The following is a 21,495-nucleotide window of genomic DNA, read 5'->3' as shown; positions in this document are numbered from 1 at the left end:
GAATCAGCGGCGCCACCGCCGGGTGGCGACACACGAACCGGCCTGGGATCAGGCCTGGTTCTTCAGGATGTAGTCGGCAGCGTCGCCGACCGTCTTGAGGTTCTTGACGTCCTCGTCCGGGATCTTGACGTCGAAGCGCTCTTCGGCGGCGACGACGACCTCGACCATGGACAGCGAGTCGACGTCCAGGTCGTCGGTGAAGGACTTGTCCAGCTGGACGTCCTCGACCGGGATACCGGCGATCTCGTTGACGATCTCGGCGAGACCGGTGACGATCTCTTCCAGGGTGGCGGCCATGTCGGCGCTCCTTCAGTGGTTGTCTTCTGGGGTTCTTAACTCCGGACCGAGAACTCCGATGGAGCTGGATGTCCTCGTTCGGACCGGGCGAAAAGCCTTAGGGGAGAGTAACGACCGTCGCGGCGAAGACGAGACCCGCCCCGAAGCCGATGACGAGCGCGGTGTCGCCGCTCTTCGCCTGCCCGGTCGCCAGGAGCCGCTCCATCGCGAGCGGAATCGAGGCGGCGGAGGTGTTGCCGGTGGTCTCCACGTCGCGGGCGACGGTGACGTTCTCCGGCAGTTTGAGGGTCTTCACCATCGAGTCGATGATCCGCATGTTGGCCTGGTGCGGAATGAAGACGTCCAGGTCTTCCGGAGCGACCCCGGCGGCGTCCAGCGCCTGCTGGGCCACCTTCGCCATCTCGAAGACGGCCCAGCGGAAGACCGCCTGACCCTCCTGCGTGATGGCCGGGAACTTCTCCGGGCGTTCGGCGTGGAACTGGTCCCACGGCACGGTCTGCTTGATGGTGTCCGACTTGTCGCCCTCGGAGCCCCAGACGGTCGGGCCCATGGCGGGCACCTTCGACGGGCCGACGACGACCGCGCCCGCACCGTCGCCGAAGAGGAAGGCCGTGGCCCGGTCCGACAGGTCGGTGAGGTCGCTGAGCCGCTCCACGCCGATGACGAGGACGTACTCCGCGGAACCGTCGACGATCATGCCCTTGGCGAGCGTCAGGCCGTAACCGAAGCCCGCGCAGCCGGCCGAGATGTCGAAGGCGGCGGGCTTGCCCGCGCCGATCTTGTGCGCGATGTCGGTGGCGACGGCCGGGGTCTGCTTGAAGTGCGAGACGGTGGAGACGATCACACCGCCGATCTGCTCCGGGGTGATCCCCGCGTCGGCGATGGCCTTGCCGGCGGCCTCCACGGACATCGCGGACACGGTCTCCTCGTCGGAGGCCCAGTGCCGGGTGGCGATGCCGGAGCGGGAGCGGATCCACTCGTCGGACGAGTCGATCGTTTCGAGGATCACCTCGTTCGGCACCACACGGGTGGGGCGGTAGCCACCGACCCCCATGATGCGTGCGTACGGGGCGCCCTGGCTGGGCTTGATCTTCGACATGCTCGTGCTCCTTAGGCGGACGCGTGCTCGGAGATGAGCGCGCGGGCCGCGTCGAGGTCGTCGGGGGTCTTGAGCGCGAGGGTCTTGACGCCGGGCAGCGCGCGCTTGGCGAGCCCGGTGAGGGTGCCCCCGGGGCACACCTCGATGAGCGCGGTCACACCGAGCTCCTGGAACGTCTCCATGCACAGGTCCCAGCGGACCGGGTTCGCGACCTGCCCGACCAGGCGCTCGACGACCTCGGTACCGGTGGCGACGGCCTTGCCGTCCTTGTTCGACACGTACGTCACGGAGGGGTCCGCGATCTCCAGGCCCCGGGCCGCTTCGCGCAGCCGCTCCACGGCCGGAGCCATGTGGTGCGTGTGGAACGCCCCGGCGACCTTGAGCGGCACCACGCGGCGCACACCCTCCGGCTTGTTCTCGGTCAGCTCGGCGATCTGCGCGGCCGTACCGGCGGCGACGATCTGGCCGCCACCGTTCACGTTGGCCGGGGTCAGCCCGAGGCTTTCCAGGAACGGGACGGTGACCTCCGGGTCGCCGCCGAGCAGCGCGGCCATGCCGGTCTCGGTCACCGCGGCGGCCTCGGCCATCGCGAGACCGCGGGTACGGACCAGGCGCAGCGCGGCCTCGTCGCCGAGCACACCGGCGAAGGCGGCGGCGGTGATCTCACCGACGCTGTGCCCGGCCACGACGGCGGGCGAGGCGTTCAGCGCGGACGCGGAGAGGAGACCCGCGGCCACCAGCAGGGGCTGGGCCACCGCCGTGTCACGGATTTCGTCGGCGTCGGCCTTCGTGCCGTAGTGGGCAAGGTCGAGCCCGATGGCGTCGGACCAGGCCGCGATGCGGTCGGTGGCACCGGGCAGGTCGAGCCAGGGAGTCAGGAAGCCGGGCGTCTGAGCGCCTTGGCCGGGAGCGACGAGTACGAGCACCCTCACACTCTCTCTTGCGGACGGTCCCGTGCGCCCGTGGGGACAGGGACGAAGAACCGTCAGGGGAATTGTTGAAGTCCGACAAAAGTCTAGGACTGGCCATCCCTGGCGGCCAAGCGCCCCAGGATCAGCGCGATCCGGAGCGTGAAGGCGGAGCGCACGTCGGACGGCGACCAGCCGGTGACGTCCGTCACACGTCGTAGCCGGTAGCGCACGGTGTTGGGATGCACGAACAGCATCCGGGCGGCGCCCTCCAGGCTGCTCGCCTGCTCCAGGTAGACGCTCAGCGTCTCCAGCAGTGCGGACCCGGCCTCCTCCAGAGGGCTGTAGATCTCCTCCACCAGTTGGTCCCGCGCGGCAGGGTCTCCGGCCATCGCGCGCTCCGGCAGGAGATCGTCGGCCAGCACCGGGCGGGGTGCGTCCTGCCACGCGATGCACGCCTTGAGCCCGGCCGCCGCCGCCTGCGCGGACCGGGTCGCCGCCAGCAGGTCCGGGACCACCGGCCCGGCGACGACCGGCCCGGCCGCGTACGGGCCGATCAGACCCCGCGCGACCTGCAGCGGGTTGTCGCTGCCGCCGGCGATGACCACCAGGCGGTTGCCCAGCACGCCGGTCAGTACCTGCACCTTGGAGCCGCGTGCGGCCCGCCGGATGGCCTCGACCGTCAGCTCGCTGTCACCGTCGGGGGCGGTGCCGAGGATCACGCAGACGTGCTCGGGGGAGTTCCAGCCGAGTGCCGCGGCCCGGGACACCGCCCCCTCGTCCGCCTCGCCGGACAGCACGGCGTTGACCACGAGCGATTCCAGCCGGGCGTCCCACGCGCCCCGCGCCTCGGCGGCCTGCGCGTAGACCTGGGCGGTCGCGAAGGCGATCTCCCGGGCGTAGACGAGCAGGGCCTCCCGCAGTACGGACTCGTCGCCCGGAGCGGCGACCTCCTCGATCGCCGCCTCCATGACCTCGATCGTCGTACGGACCATCTCCACGGTCTGCCGCAGCGTGATCGCCCGGGTCAGCTCGCGCGGGGCGGTGCCGAACACGTCGGTGGAGATCGCCTGCGGGGTCTCCGGATGCCGGAACCACTCGGTGAACGCGGCGATGCCCGCCTGCGCCACCAGGCCGATCCACGACCGGTTCTCCGGGGGCATGGCCCGGTACCAGGGCAGCGTCTCGTCCATGCGGGCGATGGCGTTCGCCGACAGCCGGCCGGAGGACTGCTCCAGCCGTTTCAGGGTCGCGGCATGCAGATGGGCGTCTTTGGCGGCGCGCTGCGCGGGATCGGGTCGGGGCACGGAGACAAGACTGCCTTATCCGGGCAGAGGGGCGGAGGGGCGGGGCGGGCGGTCGGGGTCGCGGGGGCGGGTTCCGGCCGTTCCGGGGCGGGGCACGCGCCGGGTGCGGGTCTACGGTGGGGGCGTGATGTCCGTACACCGCGCGCAGAGCCGGTACGAGGGCGGGGACCGGGCGGCGGGGATCGAGTCCCGGCACGCCTTCTCCTTCGGTTCCTTCTACGACCCCGACAACCTCCGCTTCGGCGCGGTCCTCGCCTGCAACGAGGAGCGCCTCGCCCCCGGTGCGGGGTTCGACGAGCATCCGCACAGCCACACCGAGATCGTCACGTGGGTGGTGGAGGGCGAGCTCACCCACCGCGATTCGGCCGGTCACACCCGGGTGGTGCGCGCCGGCGACGTACAGCACCTCAGTGCGGCGGCCGGGGTGCGGCACGTCGAACGCAACGACGGCGACGCGCCCCTGACCTTCCTCCAGATGTGGCTGGCCCCGCTGGAGGCCGGTGGCGAGCCCGCGTACACCGTGGTCCCCGGCATCGCCGACTCCACCCCGTACGCCCTGCCCGCCGCCGGGGCGATGCTGCACGTCCGCCGGCTCACGGCGGGCGAGCGCGCGGCGGTCCCGGACGCGGTGCGCGCGTACGTCCACGTGGTCGCAGGCGAGGTGGCCCTCGGCGGCGAGGACCTCGGGCCGGGGGACTCGGCCCGGATCACCGGGGCGGAGGGGCTGGAGCTGCGGGCCGCGGGGGCGGGGGCGCAGGTGCTGGTGTGGGAGCTGGCGGGCTGAGGGGCCCTTCGGCCCACCGGCCTCCGAGGTGTCCGCGGAAGGCCGGCGGGCAGCTTCGCCCGGCCGGTCGGGTCCGCGTGGGCGGGGCCGTTCCGCTCAGGCGGCCGGCTCCCTGAAGTAGTGCCCCTTGCCGAGGTCGTCGAGGAGGCCCGGCCCGGTCGGCCGCCACCCCAGCAGGGCGTGGGTGCGATCGGCGGAGGCGGGGCTGTCGAGGGCGAGGAGGTCGGCGAGCCAGCTGAAGTGTCCGGGGGCGTCGGCCGGGTCGACGGAGGCCACCGGCACTCCGAGGTGCTCCCCGATCACCTCGGCGACCGCCCGGATCGGCACACCCTGGTCGCCGATGGCGTGCAGGGTCGAACCGGCCGGGGCGTTCTCCAGCGCGAGGCGGAAGAGGCGCGCGGCGTCGTCCCGGTGCACGGCGGGCCAGCGGGCGGCGCCCTCACCGATGTAGCCGGAGACGCCCTTCTCGCGGGCGATGGCGACCACCGTCGCGAGGAAGCCGTGGTCCCCGTCCCCGTGCACGGTCGGGGGCAGCCGTACGACCGAGGCCCGGACGCCGCGGTCCGTGAAGGCGAGCGTCGCGTGGGCGTTGGCCAGCCGGCTCGCCGGGCCGGTCGCGGGGACGCCCGTACCCGCCTCGTCACTCCGGCCGGCCGGCTGCCCGTCCTCCTCGGTGGCGGTCCGGCCGGGCGCCAGCCCGAGAATCCCGGAGGCGATCACCAGCGGGCGGCCCGAACCGGCGAGCGTCTCGCCGAAGGTGTCGATGGCGCGGCGGTCCGCTTCGGCGGCGGCGTCGAACCTGCCGCTGAACGCCAGATCGTGCTTGAAGGCGAGGTGGATCACGCCGTCCGACGCGGCCGCCGCATCGCGCAGCACCTCCAGGTCGTCGAGCGAGCCGTGCCGCACCTCGGCGCCCGCCTCGGTGAGCGCGGCGGCGGAGGCGTCCGAGCGGGCGAGCCCGACCACCTGGTGACCTGCGGCGATGAGCTCCGGAACGACCGCCGAGCCGATCCAGCCGGACGCGCCGGTGACGAATACACGCATGGGAGAACCTCCAGAGAGGGTCGGCCGCCTTCGTCGTCGCGCGCACCGGGGAGCCCGGGGCGACGGAGACCCCGGTCACGGAACGCGACGCCCGAGGGGTCGATGTCAGTGACTGTCGTAACGCTCTTCAACGTACACCTGATGTCAGGAACTGTCATCACGTAGGATCGGGCCATGGGTCGATGGCAACCGAACGCACGTGAACGTCTGGGGCAGGCGGCGCTGGAGCTGTACGGCGAGCACGGCTTCGAACAGACCACCGCCGCGCAGATCGCCGCCCGCGCCGGGCTCACCGAACGGACCTTCTTCCGCCACTACGCGGACAAGCGCGAGGTGCTCTTCGGCGGCGCGCACCTGCTGGAACAGGCCTTCGTGGACGCGCTCGACGCCACCCCGACGACGGCCGCGCCGATCGACGCGATGGCCTCCGCACTGGAGGGCGTCGCCGGGTACTTCGCGGACCGCCGCGCGTTCGCCCGGCAGCGCCAGGCCGTCATCATGGCCAGCGCCGATCTCCACGAGCGCGAACTCATCAAGCTCGCCGGGCTGGCCGCCGCACTGACGAGGACGCTCCGCGAACGCGGCGTCCCGGAACCCGCCGCCAGCCTCACCGCGGAGGCGGGCATCGCCGTCTTCAAGGTCGGCTTCGAACGCTGGGTGGGCGGCGCCGAGGACGAGGAGCGCCCCCCCCTGCTGCACTTCCTGCGGGAGGCGCTCGGCGAGCTCAAGGCGGTCGCCGCGGGGGAGTAACGCCCCGCGGGCGGTATCGCGCTACCGGGGCGGGAGTTCCCCGTTCGGAGCGAGTCACCGGCCGCCGGGCCGCCCCCGGCGTGTCTCACCCGTAGTGCCGCAGCTCCGGCCACAGCTCGCCCCAGGGGCGGCGCGGGCCCGTGCAGACGTAGACGTGGCCACCCCATTCGGTGTTGTGCACGCCGTAGGGATTGGAGAGGGTGGCCGCCACGCGGACGTCACGGAAGTACCGGCGCAGCTGGGCGGCGTACCCGGGGGCGTGGTCCGGGCCGGGGGCGACGGCCACCACGGTCGTGGCGTGCGGGTTGCCCGGGCCCCACCACCAGGCGGTGTTGTGGGCGCTCACGGCGGTGGGCAGTCCGGTGCCGCGCCCGAGTTCGTCGATGGCGCCGGCCTCGCCGTAGTCCGCCGTGAAGATCACCGCGTCCGCGCGCTGCCCGGGCGGCAGCCCGTTCCACACCTGCCGTACGGTGCCCACGAGTTGGGGCCAGCCCACGGATTCCCCCGAGTTGGTGCTGATGCCGTACGTCCAGCCCACCTGTGAGGGCGGCAGCACCGGCAGCACGACCACGGCGATGAACGCGGCGGAGACGGCCATGCCCAGCCGCAGGCCGCGCAGCCGGTCCGGGAGCTCGTACAGCCACCCGTCGCGCGCGACCGCGCCCGCCGCCAGCAGGCACACGTACAGCCCGCCCAGGTAGTAGATCTGCGCCCCCGTCGTCACGGCGAACACCACGAACAGCACGGCGTACGAGATCACCAGGCACCGCCACAGCGGCCGGCCGGACCGCCACAGGAACCGCAGGCCCGCCACCCACACCGCCAGCACCACCGGGCCCGCGATGACGACCTGCCCCACGATCCAGGTGAGGATGTTGCCCGGGCCGCCGTTCTTCGCGTTCAGCGCCCGCGTCATCGGGAACATGGCCCAGTCGTGATGGGCCTGCCACCACAGGTCCGGCAGCACGAGCAGGACGGCCGCCGCCGCGCCCGCGAGCAGCCACCGGTCGGCCACGGTCCGGCGGGCCGGGCCGAGCAGTACGGCGGCCAGCAGGACGATCCCGAAGACGGCCGCGAGGTGGTTGAACTCCGCGCCGACACCCACCAGCACCCCTGCGGCGAGCCACCACCGCGTGTCGCCGGTGCGGTCGATCCGTACGACCACGAGCGCGATCGCCGCCCACGCCAGCACCTCGTACGCGGTGGTGTTGGCGAGGTGAGCCCCGCCGAGCAGCACGGGCATGATGCCGGTCGCGACCGCCGCGAACAACTGGGTCCGCCGCGCCCCGCCGAACTCCCGCGCGGTCAGCCCGCCCACGACCACCGTGCCCGCCGCGGCCAGCGCGGGCCACAGGCGCAGGCCGGCCTCCGAGACGCCGAACAGCGACAACGAGACCCGGGCCAGCAGCGGCGCCAGCACCGGCTGGTCCACATAGCTCGCCCGGAGGTGCCGGGCGCTGTCGAGGAAGTACAGCTCGTCGGCGTGGAAGCCGTAGCGCGTGGAGAACGCCATCAGTACGGCGAAGACCACGCCCGCGACGACGAACACCCTTCGGTCCAGCGGCCCGACGGGTGGGCCGGCCACCGAGGTCTTCTCGGTCCTCCCCGTCCGTTCCGCCTGCCGCTCCGAGTCCGACTCGTCCGTCATGTCCGCCCCCGGTTTCCCGCCCTGCCGCCGGTTTCCCGCCCCGGTCCCGGTTCTGGGCCCGGGGCTCGGCCTGCGGCCCCGCTCTCCGCACCGCCGCTACGGATCCAGGGCCGCGCTCGCACTCTACGTACCGCACCGTGTGCCGTGAAGTGTCTTATGTCATAAGGAAGTTGAGCCCCTTGACGTCATCGTCGACCGGCTGCGGGGATACGCTCCGCACCCATGAACCGAAGGCGGTCCAAGAAGCTGTCGAGGGAGCTGGTCGGCGCGGCCCTGACCGGTGACACCGCGCGCGTCCACGCGCTCCTGCGCGCCGGCGCCGATCCGGAGGCACCCGACCAGGACGGCACCACCCCGCTCTACTCGGCCGCGGTCCAGGGCGACACGGACGCCGCCGAAGCCCTCCTGCGGGCCGGTGCCGCCCCGGACACCGAGAGCGGTCACGGCGACGAGGGAACACCCCTGTGCGCGGCCGCCTGTTGGGGGCACGTGGACGTCGTACGCGTACTCCTGGCAGCGGGAGCCGACCCGCACCTCCGCGAGGACCACGGGACGGGGATGACGCCACTCGAATGGGCGAGGAGGGGGCCCTGGCCGGAGACGGTCGCGCTGCTGGAGTCCGCGGGGGTCGTGGCTTCTGCCACGTGAGGCGCTCCGCCCCTCGGCCCATTCCTCGATCAGGGTGTCGCGGAGAGGAACCCGAGGGCCTTCGCGACGTTCGACGGCAGGCCGGTGACCGCGTCCAGCACCAAGCGGCGATCGGCCGGCCACGGTGCGAACTCCTCCCGCAGGCGTTGCACCGCCTCCCATGACGGCTCGGTGAACCCCTCGATCGCGCGGGACCGGCTCTCCAGGCGGCGGCGGTGCACGGCGGGGTCCGAGCACACCACCTCGATGAAGACCACCGGCGCACCGTGGCGACCCGCCAGTGCCCGCCACTGCTCCCGCGCGGCCTCCACGGCGTTGGCCGCGTCCACGATCACGGTCCGGCGCATGGCGAGCACGCCGTCCGCCACGGCTTCGGCCACCGTGTACGCCGCCAGGCCCGTGGGCTGGTCGCGGGCCACTCCCGCACGCCACATCGCCGCCTCGATCGGGTCCACGGACACGACCGGAGCGGTCAGCTCGCGCCCCAGCGCCTCGGCGACCGAACTCTTCCCCGCACCTGGCAGCCCCGCCATCGCGATCAGCATGACGACACCCTCGCACGCCCGGGCGATCGGCCGGTCGGCCGACCGGCACGACGGCCGCGAGTCGCGCGACCGCATCCCGCGGAGCGGTCCGCCGTTCGCACACCGCATGAGGGAATGTCACGTTTCAGTCGCCCGGGCGCGAGCCTTGGAGTCCGTGCGGCCACCGCCCCACCCTCGTGCCCTTCCGGTGCTCGGAGCCTGGGCCGGAGCTGGCAAATTACCTGGTGGTAAAGGTAGTTGCTCACGCATTCCTGTCCGAACCGTTGACGCGCCCACCGTCGCTGCATACCTTGCGTGTTGCGCCACTGAGTTGAATCCTTTCAAAGCGACATCCCACCGTCACCCGCCCGATCCGGCCTGCCCGTCCCACGGCGGTACATCGTCGTGTTCGCGCGGCCGTCGGGGGAGTGCCCGCACCCTCGGAGTGCTCATGATCACGCACGGCAGAAGGCGTCTCCACCGCAAGCGCGGTCCGGCCGGTCCCGCCGGGGCGGCCGTCTCGCTGGGGCTCGCCCTCCTCCTGGCTCAACTGGTGGTGCCGTCCGCCTCGGCGGCGACCCCGGCTCTCTTCGCCGCGGGGCACGCAGCCGGGCCGAAGTCCCCCGGGGCCGACAGCGATTGGCGGGAGTACGTCCGGACTCCGAAGAGTTCCGACGTGTGCCCGGTGTCCGTGGTCAGCACCTCGGGCGCGGTCGAAGGCGCTCAGAACCTTCTCTGCGGCGGCGGCAGCAACAGCGGCGGCAGGCCGGGCAGGTCGGGCGGAACGACGACGCTGACCTACGTCGAAGGGGAGGCTCCGCCCACCATCCTGCTCGACTACGGCCAAGAGGTCGGCGGGCAGCCGTACTTCACCGTATCCGCCGCCTCCGGCTCCCCGACGCTGAAGGCCTCGTACAGCGAGGGGGCGCAGTACATGGGCGAGGACGGCGACGGGTCGCCGCCCTGGGCCGACGGCGACCCGTCGCGTACCGACTCCTACCCGGTCACGGGGCCGGGCACGATCACCAACCCGTCCGCGCAGGGCGGCGAGCGGTACCAGCGGATCACGCTCACCACACCCGGCCGGATCACGCTGAGCAAGGCCGGTATCAAGTTCATCGCCGACCGTACCCAGGCGGACGGGTACGGGGGTCATTTCCTCTCCAGCTCCGACGAGTTGAACAAGATCTGGTACGCGGGTGCCTACACCCTGCAGACCAACCTCGTCCCGGCCAACTCCCTTCCCGGGACCTGGTCCATCCAGGACGGTGCGATGGCCGCCGGTGGTTCGAAGACCAACGACGGTGCGGGAACCCTGAACCGCGGCTCCTCCTGGACCGACTACACGACGACCTTCCGCACCAAGGTCGTTCATGACCAGGCCGGTTGGATGGTTCGCGCGCAGAACGCGCAGAACGGCTATCTGTTCATCCTCGACGACAGCACCGACACCGGCGGCGCCCCCAATACGCTGCAGAAGCTCAGTGTCCGTGACGGCGTCTACACCAGCCTCGGCTCCGTCGCCCTGCCGTCCTCGGTGGACGAGGGCACCTGGCACGACGTGGCCACCACCGTGTCCGGGAACAGCGTCGCGATCTCGCTGGACGGCAGCGAGATCGACCGCTTCGACACCTCGGCCCTGCCCTCCGGCGCCACCGCCTACTCCGGCGGTACCGTGGGGTTCCGCGAGTTCGGCGACGAGAAGGCGGCGTTCAAGGACCTCAAGGTCGTCAGCGCTGCGGGCAAGACGCTCTACAGCAACCCGCTGATCGCCCCCGCCACCCTCGCCGACTTCACGCAGCCGGGCGCCAACGCGCAGGCGGCGGTCCTTGACGGAGCCCGGCGCGACCGCGCCATCTGGAGCGGTGACATCCTGGTGGAGGGCGCCACCGACTACTACTCGGTGAACGACCCGGAGTACATCAAGCAGTCCCTGGACCTGCTGGGCAGCCGACAGCTCACCAGCGGATTCGTCCCCGGCGCCCTGCACCCGGCGAGCGTGCCGCACCTCGGGCCGCTCACCCCGGGCGACACGACCACCTACTCGGCCACGTACTCCATGTACTTCGTGACCGGACTGGCGAGTTACTACCTGCACACCGGCGACAAGGCATTCGTCGCCCGCGAATGGCCCGTCGTCCAGCGCCAGCTCGCCTGGAACGCGACCCGGCTCGACGCCAACGGACTGTTCGCGACCAGGGCCGGAGTCGACGGCGCGGACTGGGACTTCTACGACCGGGACAAGGGCGGCGAGGTCTCCGCGTACAACATCCTCTACTACAAGACCCTTCTTGACGGTGCGTCACTCGCCGTCGCCGCAGGAGACGCGTCGCAGGCCGCCGCCTACGAGGCGGACGCCGAGGCGCTGAAGGCGCACATCAACGAGCGGCTCTACGACGCGGAGAGCGGCCTCTACCGGATCAGCGACACCCAGGTGGGAACCGCGCAGGACGCCAACGCCCTGGCCGTCCTGTACGGAGTCGCGCCCGCCGCGAAGCGGGCGGACATCCTCGCCAAGCTCAAGTCGGCCCTGTGGACCACCCCGTACGGTCCGCTTCCCTTCTCCTCCGAGATCGGCAACCGCGACCTGGTCAGCCCCTTCGTCAGCGGGTTCGAACTCCAGGCGCGCCTGGCCGCCGGCGACACCGCGAACGCGGAAGAGCTCCTGCACGACGTGTGGGGTCACATGATCGCCCCCGGCCCCGACCAGACCGGGACCATGTGGGAGAACATCTCCGGCAGCGACGGCACCCCCGGCCTGAGAGCGGGGGCGAGCCTGTCCCACGGGTGGTCCACGGCCCCGACGTCCGCGCTCTCCGCATACGTCCTGGGCGCCCGTCCGGACACCGCCGGATACGCCACCTGGACGGTCCGGCCCACCCCGGGCGACCTCACCTGGGCACGGGGTACCGTCCCCACGCCGCATGGTGACATCGATGTCAGCTGGACCGTGGAGAAGGCGAAGGAGGGCGGCGACCGCTTCAGCCTGACCGTCGACGTCCCCAAGGGCACCAGCGGCACCATCGCCGTCCCGGTCTCCGGCCGGGACCGCACCGTCACCGTCAACGGCAAGGTGGTGTGGCGCCACGGCACCTTCACCGCGGCGGCCGGGGTCACCGGCGGTGACTTCACCTCGGGTTACGTCCACCTGAAGGTGAAGCAGCGCGGCAGTTACGAGGTCACCGCGCGGTAGTGCGGGTCGCGGCACCCGGGCCGGGGCCGGTCCGGGTGCCAGGGCCGGTCTCCGGGTGCCGGGGCCGGTCCGGGTGCCGCCGACCGCGCCCGCACCGGGCGCCATGGGGTCTGACCGCGGAGCCCGTCGTCAACGACCGTTCGACGACGGGCGCGCCCCGCGCCCCTGTGCGGTGCGCAGCTCCAGACCGTCCAGGATCAGGGCGAGCCCCGCCTCGAATGCGGACTCGTGGCTGATCACCGGCGTGTCGGCCGCCGACAGGTCGCCCGCCGGCACGTCTGCCCCCGGCGCGGCAGCCTCGGCGCCGAGGTCCGCCTGTTCCTCCAGGACGCTGCCGACCGTGAAGCGGCCGGCGGCCAGCATCGCCATCTGCGCGTCGCGCTCGGGTACGCCGGAGGTGAGGAGGAACTCCATCTTCCGGCGGATCCGGTCGAGGTCACCCGCAGGGGTCGTCCCGGCGTGGAGCCGTGCGCCGTCCCGTCGCATCAGCAGGGTGCGCCGGAAGCTGCGGGTGTTCTCCAGGAACCAGTCGCGCCAGTCGTCGCCGGGTGCCGGCAGCGGTTGCGAGGCGTGGGGCGCCATCGCCGCCTCCGCCATGGCGGTCAGGAGGTCCTTCTTGGTGCGGAAGTGCCAGTAGAGCGACGGCTGCTCGACGCCCAGGCGCTTCGCCAGCCGCCGCGTGCTGACGGCGTCCAGCCCGACTTCGTCGAGCAGGCCGAGCGCCTCGGTGATGACGGTCTCGCGGTTCATCTTGGTCACGTTGACAATCTATCGCTGATAGATGACGCTGAAAAGCAACCATTCACTGATAGATTTTGGGGTGAGGTCATGATCACGCGATCGGGAACACCGTCCTTGCGCGTCCTCGTCGCCGGAGGCGGGGTCGCCGGCCAGGCCGTCGCGTTCTGGCTCACACGGGGCGGCCACCGGGTGACCGTCGTCGAGCGCTTCCCGGCGCTGCGCGCCACCGGTGCCCAGGTGGACCTGCGGGGGCAGGGCGTCGAGGCCGTGGACCGGATGGGCCTTCTCGGCGCCGTGCGCGACGCGCTCGTGGACGAGGCGGGTGTCGCCTTCGTCGACTCCCGGGGCAGGGCCAGGGCGACGATCATGGCCAATACGTCCGGAAGGGGCCGGCAGACCCTCACCTCCGAGTACGAGATCATGCGCGGTGACCTGGTGCGCATCCTCCACGACGCGACGAAGGACGACACCGAGTACGTCTTCGGCACGAGCGTGGACGGCTTCGAACAGGACGAGCACAAGGTCGTCGCCCACTTCTCCGACGGCTCGTCCGGAGAGTTCGACCTCCTCATCGGCGCGGACGGGCAGGGATCACGCATCCGGCGGGCGCTCCTGCCGCAGGGCTTCGACCCGTACTGGCGCGTCGGCATCCACATGGCCTACTGGTTCGTCCCGCGCATCGCCTCCGACAGCAACATCCGGGACACCTACATGGCCCCGGGAGGCCGCCAGATCATGCGCCGCAGCCACAACCCGACCGAGACCCAGGTGTACTTCGTGCTGCGCGAGGAGTCCGAGGAGGCTTCCGCGATCCACCGCGCACCCGTCGAACGCCAGCAGGAGTTCTGGGCCGACCGGTTCCGTGGCGCGGGCTGGCAGACCGGACGCTTCGTCGAGTCCATGAGGACCAGCCCGTTCTTCTACTCCCAGGAGATCGCCCAGGTGCGTACCGACACCTGGTCCGGGGGCCGCGTGGTGCTGGCCGGGGACGCCGCGCACTGCGCCTCCCCCTACAGCGGCATGGGCATCTCCGGCGGCCTGGTCGGCGCCCATGTCCTGGCCGGCGAGATCAACCGCCACCCCGGCGACCTGCCGACCGCCCTGGTGAACTACGACAGGACGCTGCGCCCCTTCGTCGACGAGATCCAGGGCGAGGTCAACCCGCGCCTGCTGCGCCTGGGCCTGCCGATGAGCCGGGGTGCGATCGAGGCCTTCCAGGCCACCACCGCACTCGCCTGCTTCCTCCGCGTCCCGGAACTCGCCGCACGCCTCTCGAACGAAGACCGCGGCGGCGACTGGCGGCTCCCCGCCGACCCGGCACCGGTCGGCGCCGCTCGAAACCCGGCCGCGTGAACCCGGCCGTGTGAACCCCCGGCCGCTTGAACCCCGGCCGTGTGAACCCCGCAGGGGCGGGCCCGAGCCCGGGGAGCCCGCGCCGGGCCCCTACGCGGGCTTCCACCCCCACGCGGTGAGCATCCCGGCCGACAGTGCGGCGCACTCGTCGGAGACCAGGTAGCGGACCGCCGCGTCGACGGCAGCGTCGTCCACCAGCCCGGTGGCGAGCATCGCCGGCCTGCTGCGCTCCCAGGTGTCCGCCCAGAAGCGGCTGATGGGACTCTCCGGCTGGAGCGGCGGTACGTGGATCTCGGCGGCGACGGGCTCAAGTCCCGCCCCGCGCAACAGCTGCGGGTACGACGGCACCCAGGAGACATCGGTGCCGATCGACGCCCCCAGCCCCTGCCACATCGCCCGCATCGCCGCGGTGTACGGGGTGTCGGGCGTACGGTCGCTCGTCAGGTCCACCGCGTCACTGAGCACCAACACGCCGCCCGGTGCGACGAGTTCGGCCAACGCGGTGATCAGGCTCTCGTGCTCGGCCAGGTGCATCAGGACGAAGCGCGCGTGGACGAGGTCGTACGTGCCGGAGACGAACCCCGGGGCGGTGATGTCGGCCTCCAGGAGGTCGAGCCCGGGCACCGGCCGCTCGCCGAGGAACCGTACGTCCCGGTCGACGGCGAGCACGCTCTCCACCCCGGCCTCGCCCAGCAGCCGGCGGGAGACCGTTCCCGTGCCCGCTCCCACGTCGAGGCAGCGCCACCCCGGGCCGACGCCGAGCGCCCGCAGCCGCGCCAGGGTGATGTCGTCGTAGGCGAGGGCCCCGAAGTCGATGCGCTCGCCCTCGCCCGCCTGCTCGGGGCGGAAGAACGCCTCGCCGTAACGGCCGCCCTCCGGTGCGGGGTTCACACCGCCACCCGTGCGGGGCCGGGCGCCTCGGGGCCGGAAGGGCCGGAAGGGCCGGAAGGGCCGACGGCATCGACGGCACCGACGGCACCGCCGGGTTCCGGGGACGGGCGGGCGGCGGGGGGAGGGGACGACGGGTCGACGGCAAGGTGGGGCATGACCGGGCCTTTCCACGCGGTGGCGGGTGCGGGCGGCCCGTCCGCGGAACCAGGACGCCGCCCCACCGAATCCTCCACAGGCGCCCGCCCGCCCGGCCGAGGCGCGCCGGACCCGAGAGCCTGTCGGGTGACCCCCGGCCGGACGCCGGTCCTGCCGGTCCGGACCCCTGCCGGACCCCGGTCCGGATCCCTGCCGGTTCTTGGCTCCCTACCGGCCGACCTCGGCCAGCACCGCGTCGGTGAACGGCGTCCACACCTCGGCGGCCCAGGGGCCGAAGGCGCGGTCGGTCAGGGCGACGCAGGCGACGCCCGCGACCGGGTCGATCCAGAGGAACGTGCCGGACTGGCCGAAGTGGCCGAAGGTCGCCGGCGACGAGGTGGCGCCGGTCCAGTGCGGGGACTTGGAGTCGCGGATCTCGAAGCCGAGGCCCCAGTCGTTGGGGTTCTGGTGGCCGTACCCGGGGAGTACGCCCTTCAGCCCCGGGTGGACCACGGTCTGCGCCTCCAGCACCGTGCGCGGGTCCAGCAGCCGGGGCGCCTGCACCTCGGCGACGAACCGGACCAGGTCGTCCACGGTCGAGACGCCGTCCTTGGCGGGCGAGCCGTCGAGGGTGGTCGAGGCCATCCCCAGCGGTTCGAGGACGGCCTCGCGGGCGTAGTCGGCGAAGGGGATGCCGGACGCCTTCGCGATGTGCTCGCCCAGGACCTCGAAGCCCGCGTTGGAGTAGAGCCGCCGGGTACCGGCCGGGGCCGTCGCCCGGTGCTCGTCGAAGGCGAGGCCGCTGGTGTGGGCGAGCAGGTGGCGGACGGTCGAGCCCTCGGGGCCGGCCGGTTCGTCCAGCTCCACGGCGCCTTCCTCGTACGCCACGAGCGCCGCGTACGCCGCCAGCGGCTTCGTCACCGAGGCGAGGGGGAAGCGGTGCGCGGTGTCGCCGCGCGTACCGAGGACGGTGCCGTCCGCGCGTACGACGGCGGCTGCCGCGGTGGGGACGGGCCAGTTCTCGATCAACGCCAGGCTCTGCATGGTTACGAGGGTAGAGGCAGCGGCCCCGCGTCCCGGAGCGGGGCCGGGGCCCACCGCATCCCGATGCCTACCGCTCCGGGGCTCATCGCTCCCCGGCGCCCGCCGCTCCCCGGCTCACCGCTCCGCTGCCGTCGCGGGACGCGGGTCCCCGTGCGCCACCAGGGACACGGGCGCGGGGGCTCCGGTGGCGGCCGGCAGCGCCACGGCGGCCTGGGCGGCCAGGTCGACGGCGACGAGGCGTGCCTCCAGCGGCGGGGGTACGGCGCCCGGCGGGGGCGTCAGCACGAACCGCCCCAGGCAGCGGTCGAACACCGTGACCCGGAGCTCGATCTCGCCGTCCGGCCAGCCCTGCCGGTCCACGTCCCAGATCCAGCCCGGCACCCGCACGCTCCCGTCCGGGGAGAGGATCGACGGCTGCCCGGCGGGCTCCGTGTGCGCGAAGTCGTGCGCGAAGTCATGGGCCAGACCGTCCGAGAGGCCGTGCGCGACGTCGCGCTCGACGGCGCGTTCGGCGCCGTACTCGAAGCGGCACCCGCTCAGCTCCAGGACGTCCACCAGCTCCTGCCGGACGCGGTCCATCACGTCGTCGGCGGACGCGCCGGTCCTGACCAGCCCCGTCGTACGGTGCAGCCGGTCCAGGTGGGAGGCCTCGGTGAAGGCGAACCGCCGCAGGACGAGGGTCCGGGCGGCCAGCTGCGACACGACCAGCCCGACCACCAGGAGCAGCACCGCCGTCGCGATGTCGGACCCGTCGTTGATGTCGAAACTCTGGAACGGCTCGGCGTGGAAGAAGTCGAACCACGCGGCGGACGACAGCGCGGCGACGGCACCCGCGAGGCGGTTCCCGAGCGCCGCCACGGCCCCGACCACGACGACGAGGAGCAGCGCCGCGTTCGTGTTGGTGATATCGGTACGGACGGGAATGAGGACCAGCGCCAGGAGCAGCGGGGCCAGTACCCCGGACAGCACGGCGACCACGTCCCGCAGGCCGGACCTCATGACATGCCTCGCAGAACTCGAAGGAACCTGTGGTCCCAGCTTCGGCCCCGTACGGCGGGAACAGCGTCCGCCCGCGGGGAACTTGACGGATCACTGATACAGCGCATACGCGGCATTGATACGGCGGCGCGGCCGGGACCCGCCGGACGTCACCCGCGGGTTCCTCTTGCTTCGAGTGCACTCCAACGATCTAACGTGGAGGTCATGACGGTGACGCACAGCACGCCGGTACGGCTCGTACCCCAGCAGGTCTCCCCGCCGGGCCGGACGGTCCGGTACACGATCAGTGAAGTGGTGGCCCGCACCGGGCTCACCGCGCACACCCTGCGCTGGTACGAGCGGATCGGCCTGATGCCGCACGTCGACCGGTCGCAGACCGGCCAGCGGCGGTTCACCGACAAGGACCTCGACTGGCTGGCCTTCGTCGGCAAGCTCCGGCTGACCGGGATGCCGGTGGCCGACATGGTCCGGTACGCGGAACTGCTGCGCGAGGGCGAGCACACCTTCGACCAGAGGCAGGAGCTGCTGGAGGCGACCCGCCGCGACGTACGGGCGCGGATCGCGGAGCTCCACGACACGCTCACCGTCCTCGATTACAAGATCGACTTCTACGCGAGCGCCCGACGGGCGCCGGAAAGGCCGTGTGGCTGATGACGGAGAACACTCTTCCCACCGTGCAGCTCGGGGCGGACGGACCGCAGGTCGGCGTGCAGGGACTCGGCTGCATGGGCATGAGCGAGTTCTACGGCGCGACCGACGAAATGGCCGCCCACGACACCCTGCACACCGCTCTGGACGCGGGCGTCACCCTCTTCGACACCGCCGACATCTACGGGCGCGGCGCCAACGAGGAGTTCCTCGCCTCGTTCGTCGGGACCAACCGCGACCGGATCACGCTGGCCACCAAGTTCGCCATCGAGCGGACCGACGACCCGGCCTACCGGGGCGTACGCAACGACGCCGCCTACATCAGGCAGGCGGTGGAGGCGAGCCTGACCCGCCTCGGCACTGACGTGATCGACCTCTACTACATGCACCGCCGCGACCCGCAGATCCCGTTCGCCGAATCGGTCGGCACGATGGCGGAACTGATCAAGGAGGGCAAGGTCAAGCAGCTCGGGCTGAGCGAGGTGACCGGGCCGGAGCTGCGTGAGGCGCACGCGGTGCACCCGATCGCCGCCCTCCAGTCGGAGTGGTCGCTCTTCAGCCGGGACCTGGAGCACAGCGCCGTACCGGCGGCGGCCGAACTGGGCGTCACGCTGGTGCCGTACTCGCCGCTCGGCCGCGGCTTCCTGACCGGCGCGTTCGCGGACGCCGGGAAGGACCTCGGCAAGGACGACTTCCGGCAGTACCAGCCCCGCTTCACCGGCGACAACGCGAAGAACAACGCGGCCCTGCTGGAGCCGGTCCGCCGGATCGCCGAGGCGCACGGGGCGACCCCCGCGCAGGTGGCGCTCGCCTGGGTGCACCAGCGCGCCCAGGTGCACGGCCTCACCGTCGTACCGATCCCCGGCACCCGCAAGCCCACCCGGCTGCTGGAGAACGTCGGCGCGGCCCGGATCGTCCTCACCGCCGAGGAACTGGCCGAGCTGGAGCCGATCGCCGGCAAGGTGGCGGGCGACCGCTACCCGGACATGAGCAACACGGCGACGGCTCGGGAGAAGTAGGCCCCGCACGTCACGGGCGCCCGTACGTACGCCGTACGGGCGCCCGTCCCACCTGCCTCACGCCAGCCCCAGGGCGAACACCGCGAACCCCGCCGCGAGCACCCCCACCACCGCGTTGCGCGCCCGGGCGGTACGAGTGCCACGGCGCCACGGGGCCTCGAAGCGGCGGGTGAAGCGGGCGATCAGCACCAGCAGGGCGGCGCACACCGGCAGCCAGAGCACCCGCGCCACGATCCAGCCGACGCTGTCGGGAGCCGTGGTCAGGCCCGGTACGGCCCCGCCTCCGACGAGGGACGCAGGGACGGCGGCGGCCAGCAGCGCGGTCTGGTGCCAGCACAGGATCGTCATCGCCGACAGGTTGACGACCACCACCGGCGCCCAGAGCGCGGGGCGGCGCAGCAGCCGGCCGATCCGGTCGCGCAGCAGGATCGCCGCGCCGCTCTGCGCGGCGGCCAGCGCCAGCACCAGCAGCGACGGCGGATGCGAGTTGGTGCGCGCCACGCCCGGTACGCCGACCATCGACGCCGGGTAGTGCCAGACCAGCAGCAGCGCGGCGAAGAGCACCGTGCCGCCCACCAGCAGGAACCGCGCACCGCGCCGCCCGATCCGGCCCACGCCCCAGCTCGCGCCGAGCTGGTACGCGAAGAGCCACCCCGGCAGGATGTTCAGCAGGCTCAGCCAGGACGGCACGGCGTCCGCGTACGGCCCGTACCGCAGGAAGTCGACCAGGGCGACCGCCCCCAGCAGCGGCGCGGCGGCCCATCCGCCGAGCCGTTCGGCCAGCCGCACGCAGACAGGGGTCAGCGCGGTGACCACCAGGTAGACCCCGACGAACCAGAGCGGCTGGACCACCAGCGTCGCCCCGGTCCGCAGAGTGGTCCACGGCACCCCGAGGAGATGCAGCGCCGGAGCGAGCACCGCCCACACGGCGGTCACCCCGAGGACGGGACGGCCCAGCCGGGCGAGCCGCCCGCCCAGCCAGGCGCGGGCGGTGGACGCGCGGCGCCGGTAGGAGAGGGCGGAGACGTACCCGCCGACCAGGAAGAACACCCCCAGCATCTGGAGCACCCAGCTCGCCGGGGCGAGCGCCCCGAACGTGGCGAGCGGGCTCGCGTTGTGCAGGGCGCCGTCGCCGTCGCGGATGAACCCGCCGAGCAGCCAGTGCCCGGTCGGCACGGCGAGCAGCGCGAGGGCGCGCATCCCGTCGATCGCGCGGTCGCGGTGGGCCGGGGTGCGGGACTCGATCCGGGCGGCGAGGGTGGCGAGACTCATCGGAGCGCCCCCTCTCCCGCGATTCCCTCGGCGATGGCGGCGAAGGTCCGGAGCGAGTCGGTGCCGGGGGCGAAGTAGCCGGTGTGGCCCACGGCCCGTCGGGCCGGCACCCGGCGGGCGCCGAAACCGGGGTCCGTCGGGTCGGTGCCGTGGCCGACCCCCGCGAACTCGACGTTCGGCACGTCGTCGATCCAGTCGGTGGGATCCTTCGCCGCCCACACCCGGGCGGAGGTGCGCAGCGCGGCGACGCTGTCGGCGCGCATCCCGGGGGAGCCGAGCACCACCAGGTCGCCGACGTGCAGCCGGTGCGCGGCGAGACCGCAGACCACCGAGCCGTAGCTGTGGCAGAACACGGCGGGCGCCGGAAGGCCGTCCGCCGCCAGCCCGTCCGTGAACCGGGTCAGCCGGTCCGCGCCCACCTCCGCGAGCTCGCCGGTGGCCGCGTCCCACCCGACCCCGACCGGGGTGGTGTACCCGGCCCAGGCGATCACGGCGGTGTCGGGACCCGTCGCGTCCCGGAGCGACCGGGCCATCCCGGCCGGAGCGCCGTACGGGTCGCTGTCCCGGTCGTACGTCCCCGCGTCGATGTCGGACCCGGGCACCACGACCGCCACGTGCCGGGCCGCCCGCAGATCGCCGAACACCTCGGCCACCAGACCGCGGCCGCGCGGGTCGAACGCGAGTATCCGGCGCCCCTGTTCGGCGAGCAGCCGGTACCGGGGATCGGTACTCGCCCTCAGCGAGAGGGAGTTGGCCCGGTAGCGCAGCTCCAGCGGTACCCCGTCGAGGTTGCCGACGACGGACGGGTGCCGCACCACCAGTGCTTGACGCTGTGCGGGGCTCAACGCGGCGAAGAACGCCGCCACCTGGTCGGGCGTGGCGCTCGCGGGATCGGGCAGGGGGTGCCCCATCGCCTCGTCGGCGCGCCAGGACGCGCTTCCCGGCGGCGGCCCGCTCACGGCCCGCTGCGCACTCCCCGACGCCCAGCCGGCGGTCCCCGCCGCCACGGTGGCCGCCAGCGCGACCGCCACCAGGGTCCTCGCGTACCGACGCATCCGCCCCTCCTTCCGCTCCGCCGCCCCGGACGGCGCGACGGAGCAGAAGGTAGGAAGGGGACACCCCGGCGGGCGTCACACCGGAGAGCCAAGTGCGAAGTGCTACCGGGGTAGGGGGTGTACGGGAACAGGGCCG

At 72.8% G+C, this 21,495-nt stretch carries 20 protein-coding genes; 7 read left to right on the top strand and 13 right to left on the bottom strand.

Annotated features, from left to right (window positions below; translation table 11 throughout):
* Positions 1-48: 48 nt before the first annotated feature.
* The 4 genes from ACWCWD_RS26615 to ACWCWD_RS26600 form a co-directional block, all read right to left on the bottom strand.
* Complete coding sequence (locus tag ACWCWD_RS26615; protein WP_450776369.1) at positions 49-297, bottom strand: acyl carrier protein; 249 nt, start codon at positions 295-297, stop codon at positions 49-51.
* A 97-nt stretch (positions 298-394) separates the two neighbouring features.
* The gene (locus tag ACWCWD_RS26610; protein WP_450776367.1) at positions 395-1,396 is read right to left on the bottom strand and encodes a beta-ketoacyl-ACP synthase 3; all 1,002 of its coding nucleotides are present in this window, start codon (positions 1,394-1,396) and stop codon (positions 395-397) included.
* 11 nt (positions 1,397-1,407) lie between these two features.
* Complete coding sequence (locus tag ACWCWD_RS26605; RefSeq protein WP_450776365.1) at positions 1,408-2,322, bottom strand: ACP S-malonyltransferase; 915 nt, start codon at positions 2,320-2,322, stop codon at positions 1,408-1,410.
* An 89-nt stretch (positions 2,323-2,411) separates the two neighbouring features.
* Positions 2,412-3,611, bottom strand: coding sequence for a PucR family transcriptional regulator (locus ACWCWD_RS26600; protein ID WP_450776363.1), 1,200 nt, complete (start codon positions 3,609-3,611; stop codon positions 2,412-2,414).
* Between the two features lie 124 nt (positions 3,612-3,735).
* Between ACWCWD_RS26600 and ACWCWD_RS26595 the strand changes: the two genes are divergently transcribed.
* Positions 3,736-4,395 carry a pirin family protein gene (locus ACWCWD_RS26595; RefSeq protein WP_450776362.1) on the top strand — a complete coding sequence of 220 codons (660 nt, stop codon included), beginning with the start codon at positions 3,736-3,738 and terminating at the stop codon, positions 4,393-4,395.
* A 96-nt stretch (positions 4,396-4,491) separates the two neighbouring features.
* Here the strand turns inward: ACWCWD_RS26595 and ACWCWD_RS26590 are convergent, their stop codons facing one another.
* A complete protein-coding gene (locus ACWCWD_RS26590) occupies positions 4,492-5,439 on the bottom strand; it encodes an SDR family oxidoreductase (RefSeq protein WP_450776360.1) in 948 nt (315 codons plus the stop codon).
* Between the two features lie 174 nt (positions 5,440-5,613).
* Between ACWCWD_RS26590 and ACWCWD_RS26585 the strand changes: the two genes are divergently transcribed.
* The gene (locus tag ACWCWD_RS26585; RefSeq protein ID WP_450776358.1) at positions 5,614-6,189 is read left to right on the top strand and encodes a TetR/AcrR family transcriptional regulator; all 576 of its coding nucleotides are present in this window, start codon (positions 5,614-5,616) and stop codon (positions 6,187-6,189) included.
* A gap of 85 nt (positions 6,190-6,274) precedes the next feature.
* On the opposite strand, the gene ACWCWD_RS26580 is transcribed toward ACWCWD_RS26585, so the two are convergent.
* Positions 6,275-7,837: a glycosyltransferase family 39 protein gene (locus tag ACWCWD_RS26580; RefSeq protein ID WP_450776356.1), complete on the bottom strand. Its 1,563-nt coding sequence runs from the start codon at positions 7,835-7,837 to the stop codon at positions 6,275-6,277.
* Positions 7,838-8,059: 222 nt separating this feature from the next.
* Here ACWCWD_RS26580 and ACWCWD_RS26575 point away from each other — a divergent pair, with 222 nt between their 5' ends.
* Positions 8,060-8,485, top strand: a complete 426-nt coding sequence (locus tag ACWCWD_RS26575) for an ankyrin repeat domain-containing protein (RefSeq protein ID WP_450776354.1) — start codon at positions 8,060-8,062, stop codon at positions 8,483-8,485.
* A gap of 29 nt (positions 8,486-8,514) precedes the next feature.
* On the opposite strand, the gene ACWCWD_RS26570 is transcribed toward ACWCWD_RS26575, so the two are convergent.
* On the bottom strand, positions 8,515-9,030 hold the full coding sequence (locus ACWCWD_RS26570) for an AAA family ATPase (RefSeq protein ID WP_450776353.1): 516 nt from the start codon (positions 9,028-9,030) through the stop codon (positions 8,515-8,517).
* 430 nt (positions 9,031-9,460) lie between these two features.
* On the opposite strand from ACWCWD_RS26570, the gene ACWCWD_RS26565 reads away from it, so the two are divergent.
* The gene (locus ACWCWD_RS26565; protein WP_450776351.1) at positions 9,461-12,202 is read left to right on the top strand and encodes an alpha-L-rhamnosidase-related protein; all 2,742 of its coding nucleotides are present in this window, start codon (positions 9,461-9,463) and stop codon (positions 12,200-12,202) included.
* A gap of 129 nt (positions 12,203-12,331) precedes the next feature.
* On the opposite strand, the gene ACWCWD_RS26560 is transcribed toward ACWCWD_RS26565, so the two are convergent.
* Entirely contained in the window at positions 12,332-12,952 is a 621-nt protein-coding gene (locus ACWCWD_RS26560; protein WP_450776406.1) for a TetR/AcrR family transcriptional regulator C-terminal domain-containing protein, read from the bottom strand.
* Between the two features lie 78 nt (positions 12,953-13,030).
* Between ACWCWD_RS26560 and ACWCWD_RS26555 the strand changes: the two genes are divergently transcribed.
* Positions 13,031-14,296: an FAD-dependent monooxygenase gene (locus ACWCWD_RS26555; protein WP_450776349.1), complete on the top strand. Its 1,266-nt coding sequence runs from the start codon at positions 13,031-13,033 to the stop codon at positions 14,294-14,296.
* A gap of 90 nt (positions 14,297-14,386) precedes the next feature.
* Here ACWCWD_RS26555 and ACWCWD_RS26550 read toward each other — a convergent pair whose 3' ends face one another.
* The 3 genes from ACWCWD_RS26550 to ACWCWD_RS26540 all read right to left on the bottom strand — a co-directional run bounded on the left by ACWCWD_RS26550 (position 14,387) and on the right by ACWCWD_RS26540 (position 17,365).
* Positions 14,387-15,187, bottom strand: a complete 801-nt coding sequence (locus ACWCWD_RS26550; protein WP_450776347.1) for a class I SAM-dependent methyltransferase — start codon at positions 15,185-15,187, stop codon at positions 14,387-14,389.
* 363 nt (positions 15,188-15,550) lie between these two features.
* The gene (locus tag ACWCWD_RS26545; protein WP_450776346.1) at positions 15,551-16,366 is read right to left on the bottom strand and encodes a serine hydrolase domain-containing protein; all 816 of its coding nucleotides are present in this window, start codon (positions 16,364-16,366) and stop codon (positions 15,551-15,553) included.
* Positions 16,367-16,480: 114 nt separating this feature from the next.
* A complete protein-coding gene (locus ACWCWD_RS26540) occupies positions 16,481-17,365 on the bottom strand; it encodes a DUF4118 domain-containing protein (RefSeq protein ID WP_450776344.1) in 885 nt (294 codons plus the stop codon).
* A 204-nt stretch (positions 17,366-17,569) separates the two neighbouring features.
* On the opposite strand from ACWCWD_RS26540, the gene ACWCWD_RS26535 reads away from it, so the two are divergent.
* Both ACWCWD_RS26535 and ACWCWD_RS26530 read left to right on the top strand, forming a co-directional pair.
* Positions 17,570-18,016: a MerR family transcriptional regulator gene (locus ACWCWD_RS26535; RefSeq protein ID WP_450776342.1), complete on the top strand. Its 447-nt coding sequence runs from the start codon at positions 17,570-17,572 to the stop codon at positions 18,014-18,016.
* Positions 18,016-19,032 carry an aldo/keto reductase gene (locus ACWCWD_RS26530; RefSeq protein WP_450776340.1) on the top strand — a complete coding sequence of 339 codons (1,017 nt, stop codon included), beginning with the start codon at positions 18,016-18,018 and terminating at the stop codon, positions 19,030-19,032. Before ACWCWD_RS26535 ends, ACWCWD_RS26530 begins: the two co-directional genes overlap by 1 nt.
* Before the next feature lie 57 nt (positions 19,033-19,089).
* Here ACWCWD_RS26530 and ACWCWD_RS26525 read toward each other — a convergent pair whose 3' ends face one another.
* On the bottom strand, positions 19,090-20,304 hold the full coding sequence (locus ACWCWD_RS26525; protein ID WP_450776338.1) for an acyltransferase family protein: 1,215 nt from the start codon (positions 20,302-20,304) through the stop codon (positions 19,090-19,092).
* Positions 20,301-21,359, bottom strand: a complete 1,059-nt coding sequence (locus tag ACWCWD_RS26520) for an alpha/beta hydrolase (protein ID WP_450776336.1) — start codon at positions 21,357-21,359, stop codon at positions 20,301-20,303. Before ACWCWD_RS26520 ends, ACWCWD_RS26525 begins: the two co-directional genes overlap by 4 nt.
* Positions 21,360-21,495: the final 136 nt, after the last annotated feature.

It is taken from the genome of Streptomyces sp. NPDC001493 (assembly GCF_053597235.1).
The sequence above is the reverse complement of the archived record's forward strand: the minus strand, read 5'-3'. Positions and strand labels throughout refer to the sequence as shown.

Excerpts from the sequence above, each read along its gene's own strand:
- ACWCWD_RS26615 (WP_450776369.1), bottom strand. The coding sequence starts at position 297 with ATGGCCGCCACCCTGGAAGAGATCGTCACCGGTCTCGCCGAGATCGTC.
- ACWCWD_RS26610 (WP_450776367.1), bottom strand. The coding sequence starts at position 1,396 with ATGTCGAAGATCAAGCCCAGCCAGGGCGCCCCGTACGCACGCATCATG.
- ACWCWD_RS26590 (WP_450776360.1), bottom strand. The coding sequence starts at position 5,439 with ATGCGTGTATTCGTCACCGGCGCGTCCGGCTGGATCGGCTCGGCGGTC.
- ACWCWD_RS26585 (WP_450776358.1), top strand. The coding sequence starts at position 5,614 with ATGGGTCGATGGCAACCGAACGCACGTGAACGTCTGGGGCAGGCGGCG.
- ACWCWD_RS26580 (WP_450776356.1), bottom strand. The coding sequence starts at position 7,837 with ATGACGGACGAGTCGGACTCGGAGCGGCAGGCGGAACGGACGGGGAGG.
- ACWCWD_RS26575 (WP_450776354.1), top strand. The coding sequence starts at position 8,060 with ATGAACCGAAGGCGGTCCAAGAAGCTGTCGAGGGAGCTGGTCGGCGCG.
- ACWCWD_RS26570 (WP_450776353.1), bottom strand. The coding sequence starts at position 9,030 with ATGCTGATCGCGATGGCGGGGCTGCCAGGTGCGGGGAAGAGTTCGGTC.
- ACWCWD_RS26565 (WP_450776351.1), top strand. The coding sequence starts at position 9,461 with ATGATCACGCACGGCAGAAGGCGTCTCCACCGCAAGCGCGGTCCGGCC.
- ACWCWD_RS26560 (WP_450776406.1), bottom strand. The coding sequence starts at position 12,952 with ATGAACCGCGAGACCGTCATCACCGAGGCGCTCGGCCTGCTCGACGAA.
- ACWCWD_RS26555 (WP_450776349.1), top strand. The coding sequence starts at position 13,031 with ATGATCACGCGATCGGGAACACCGTCCTTGCGCGTCCTCGTCGCCGGA.
- ACWCWD_RS26545 (WP_450776346.1), bottom strand. The coding sequence starts at position 16,366 with ATGCAGAGCCTGGCGTTGATCGAGAACTGGCCCGTCCCCACCGCGGCA.
- ACWCWD_RS26540 (WP_450776344.1), bottom strand. The coding sequence starts at position 17,365 with ATGAGGTCCGGCCTGCGGGACGTGGTCGCCGTGCTGTCCGGGGTACTG.
- ACWCWD_RS26535 (WP_450776342.1), top strand. The coding sequence starts at position 17,570 with ATGACGGTGACGCACAGCACGCCGGTACGGCTCGTACCCCAGCAGGTC.
- ACWCWD_RS26530 (WP_450776340.1), top strand. The coding sequence starts at position 18,016 with ATGACGGAGAACACTCTTCCCACCGTGCAGCTCGGGGCGGACGGACCG.
- ACWCWD_RS26525 (WP_450776338.1), bottom strand. The coding sequence starts at position 20,304 with ATGAGTCTCGCCACCCTCGCCGCCCGGATCGAGTCCCGCACCCCGGCC.
- ACWCWD_RS26520 (WP_450776336.1), bottom strand. The coding sequence starts at position 21,359 with ATGCGTCGGTACGCGAGGACCCTGGTGGCGGTCGCGCTGGCGGCCACC.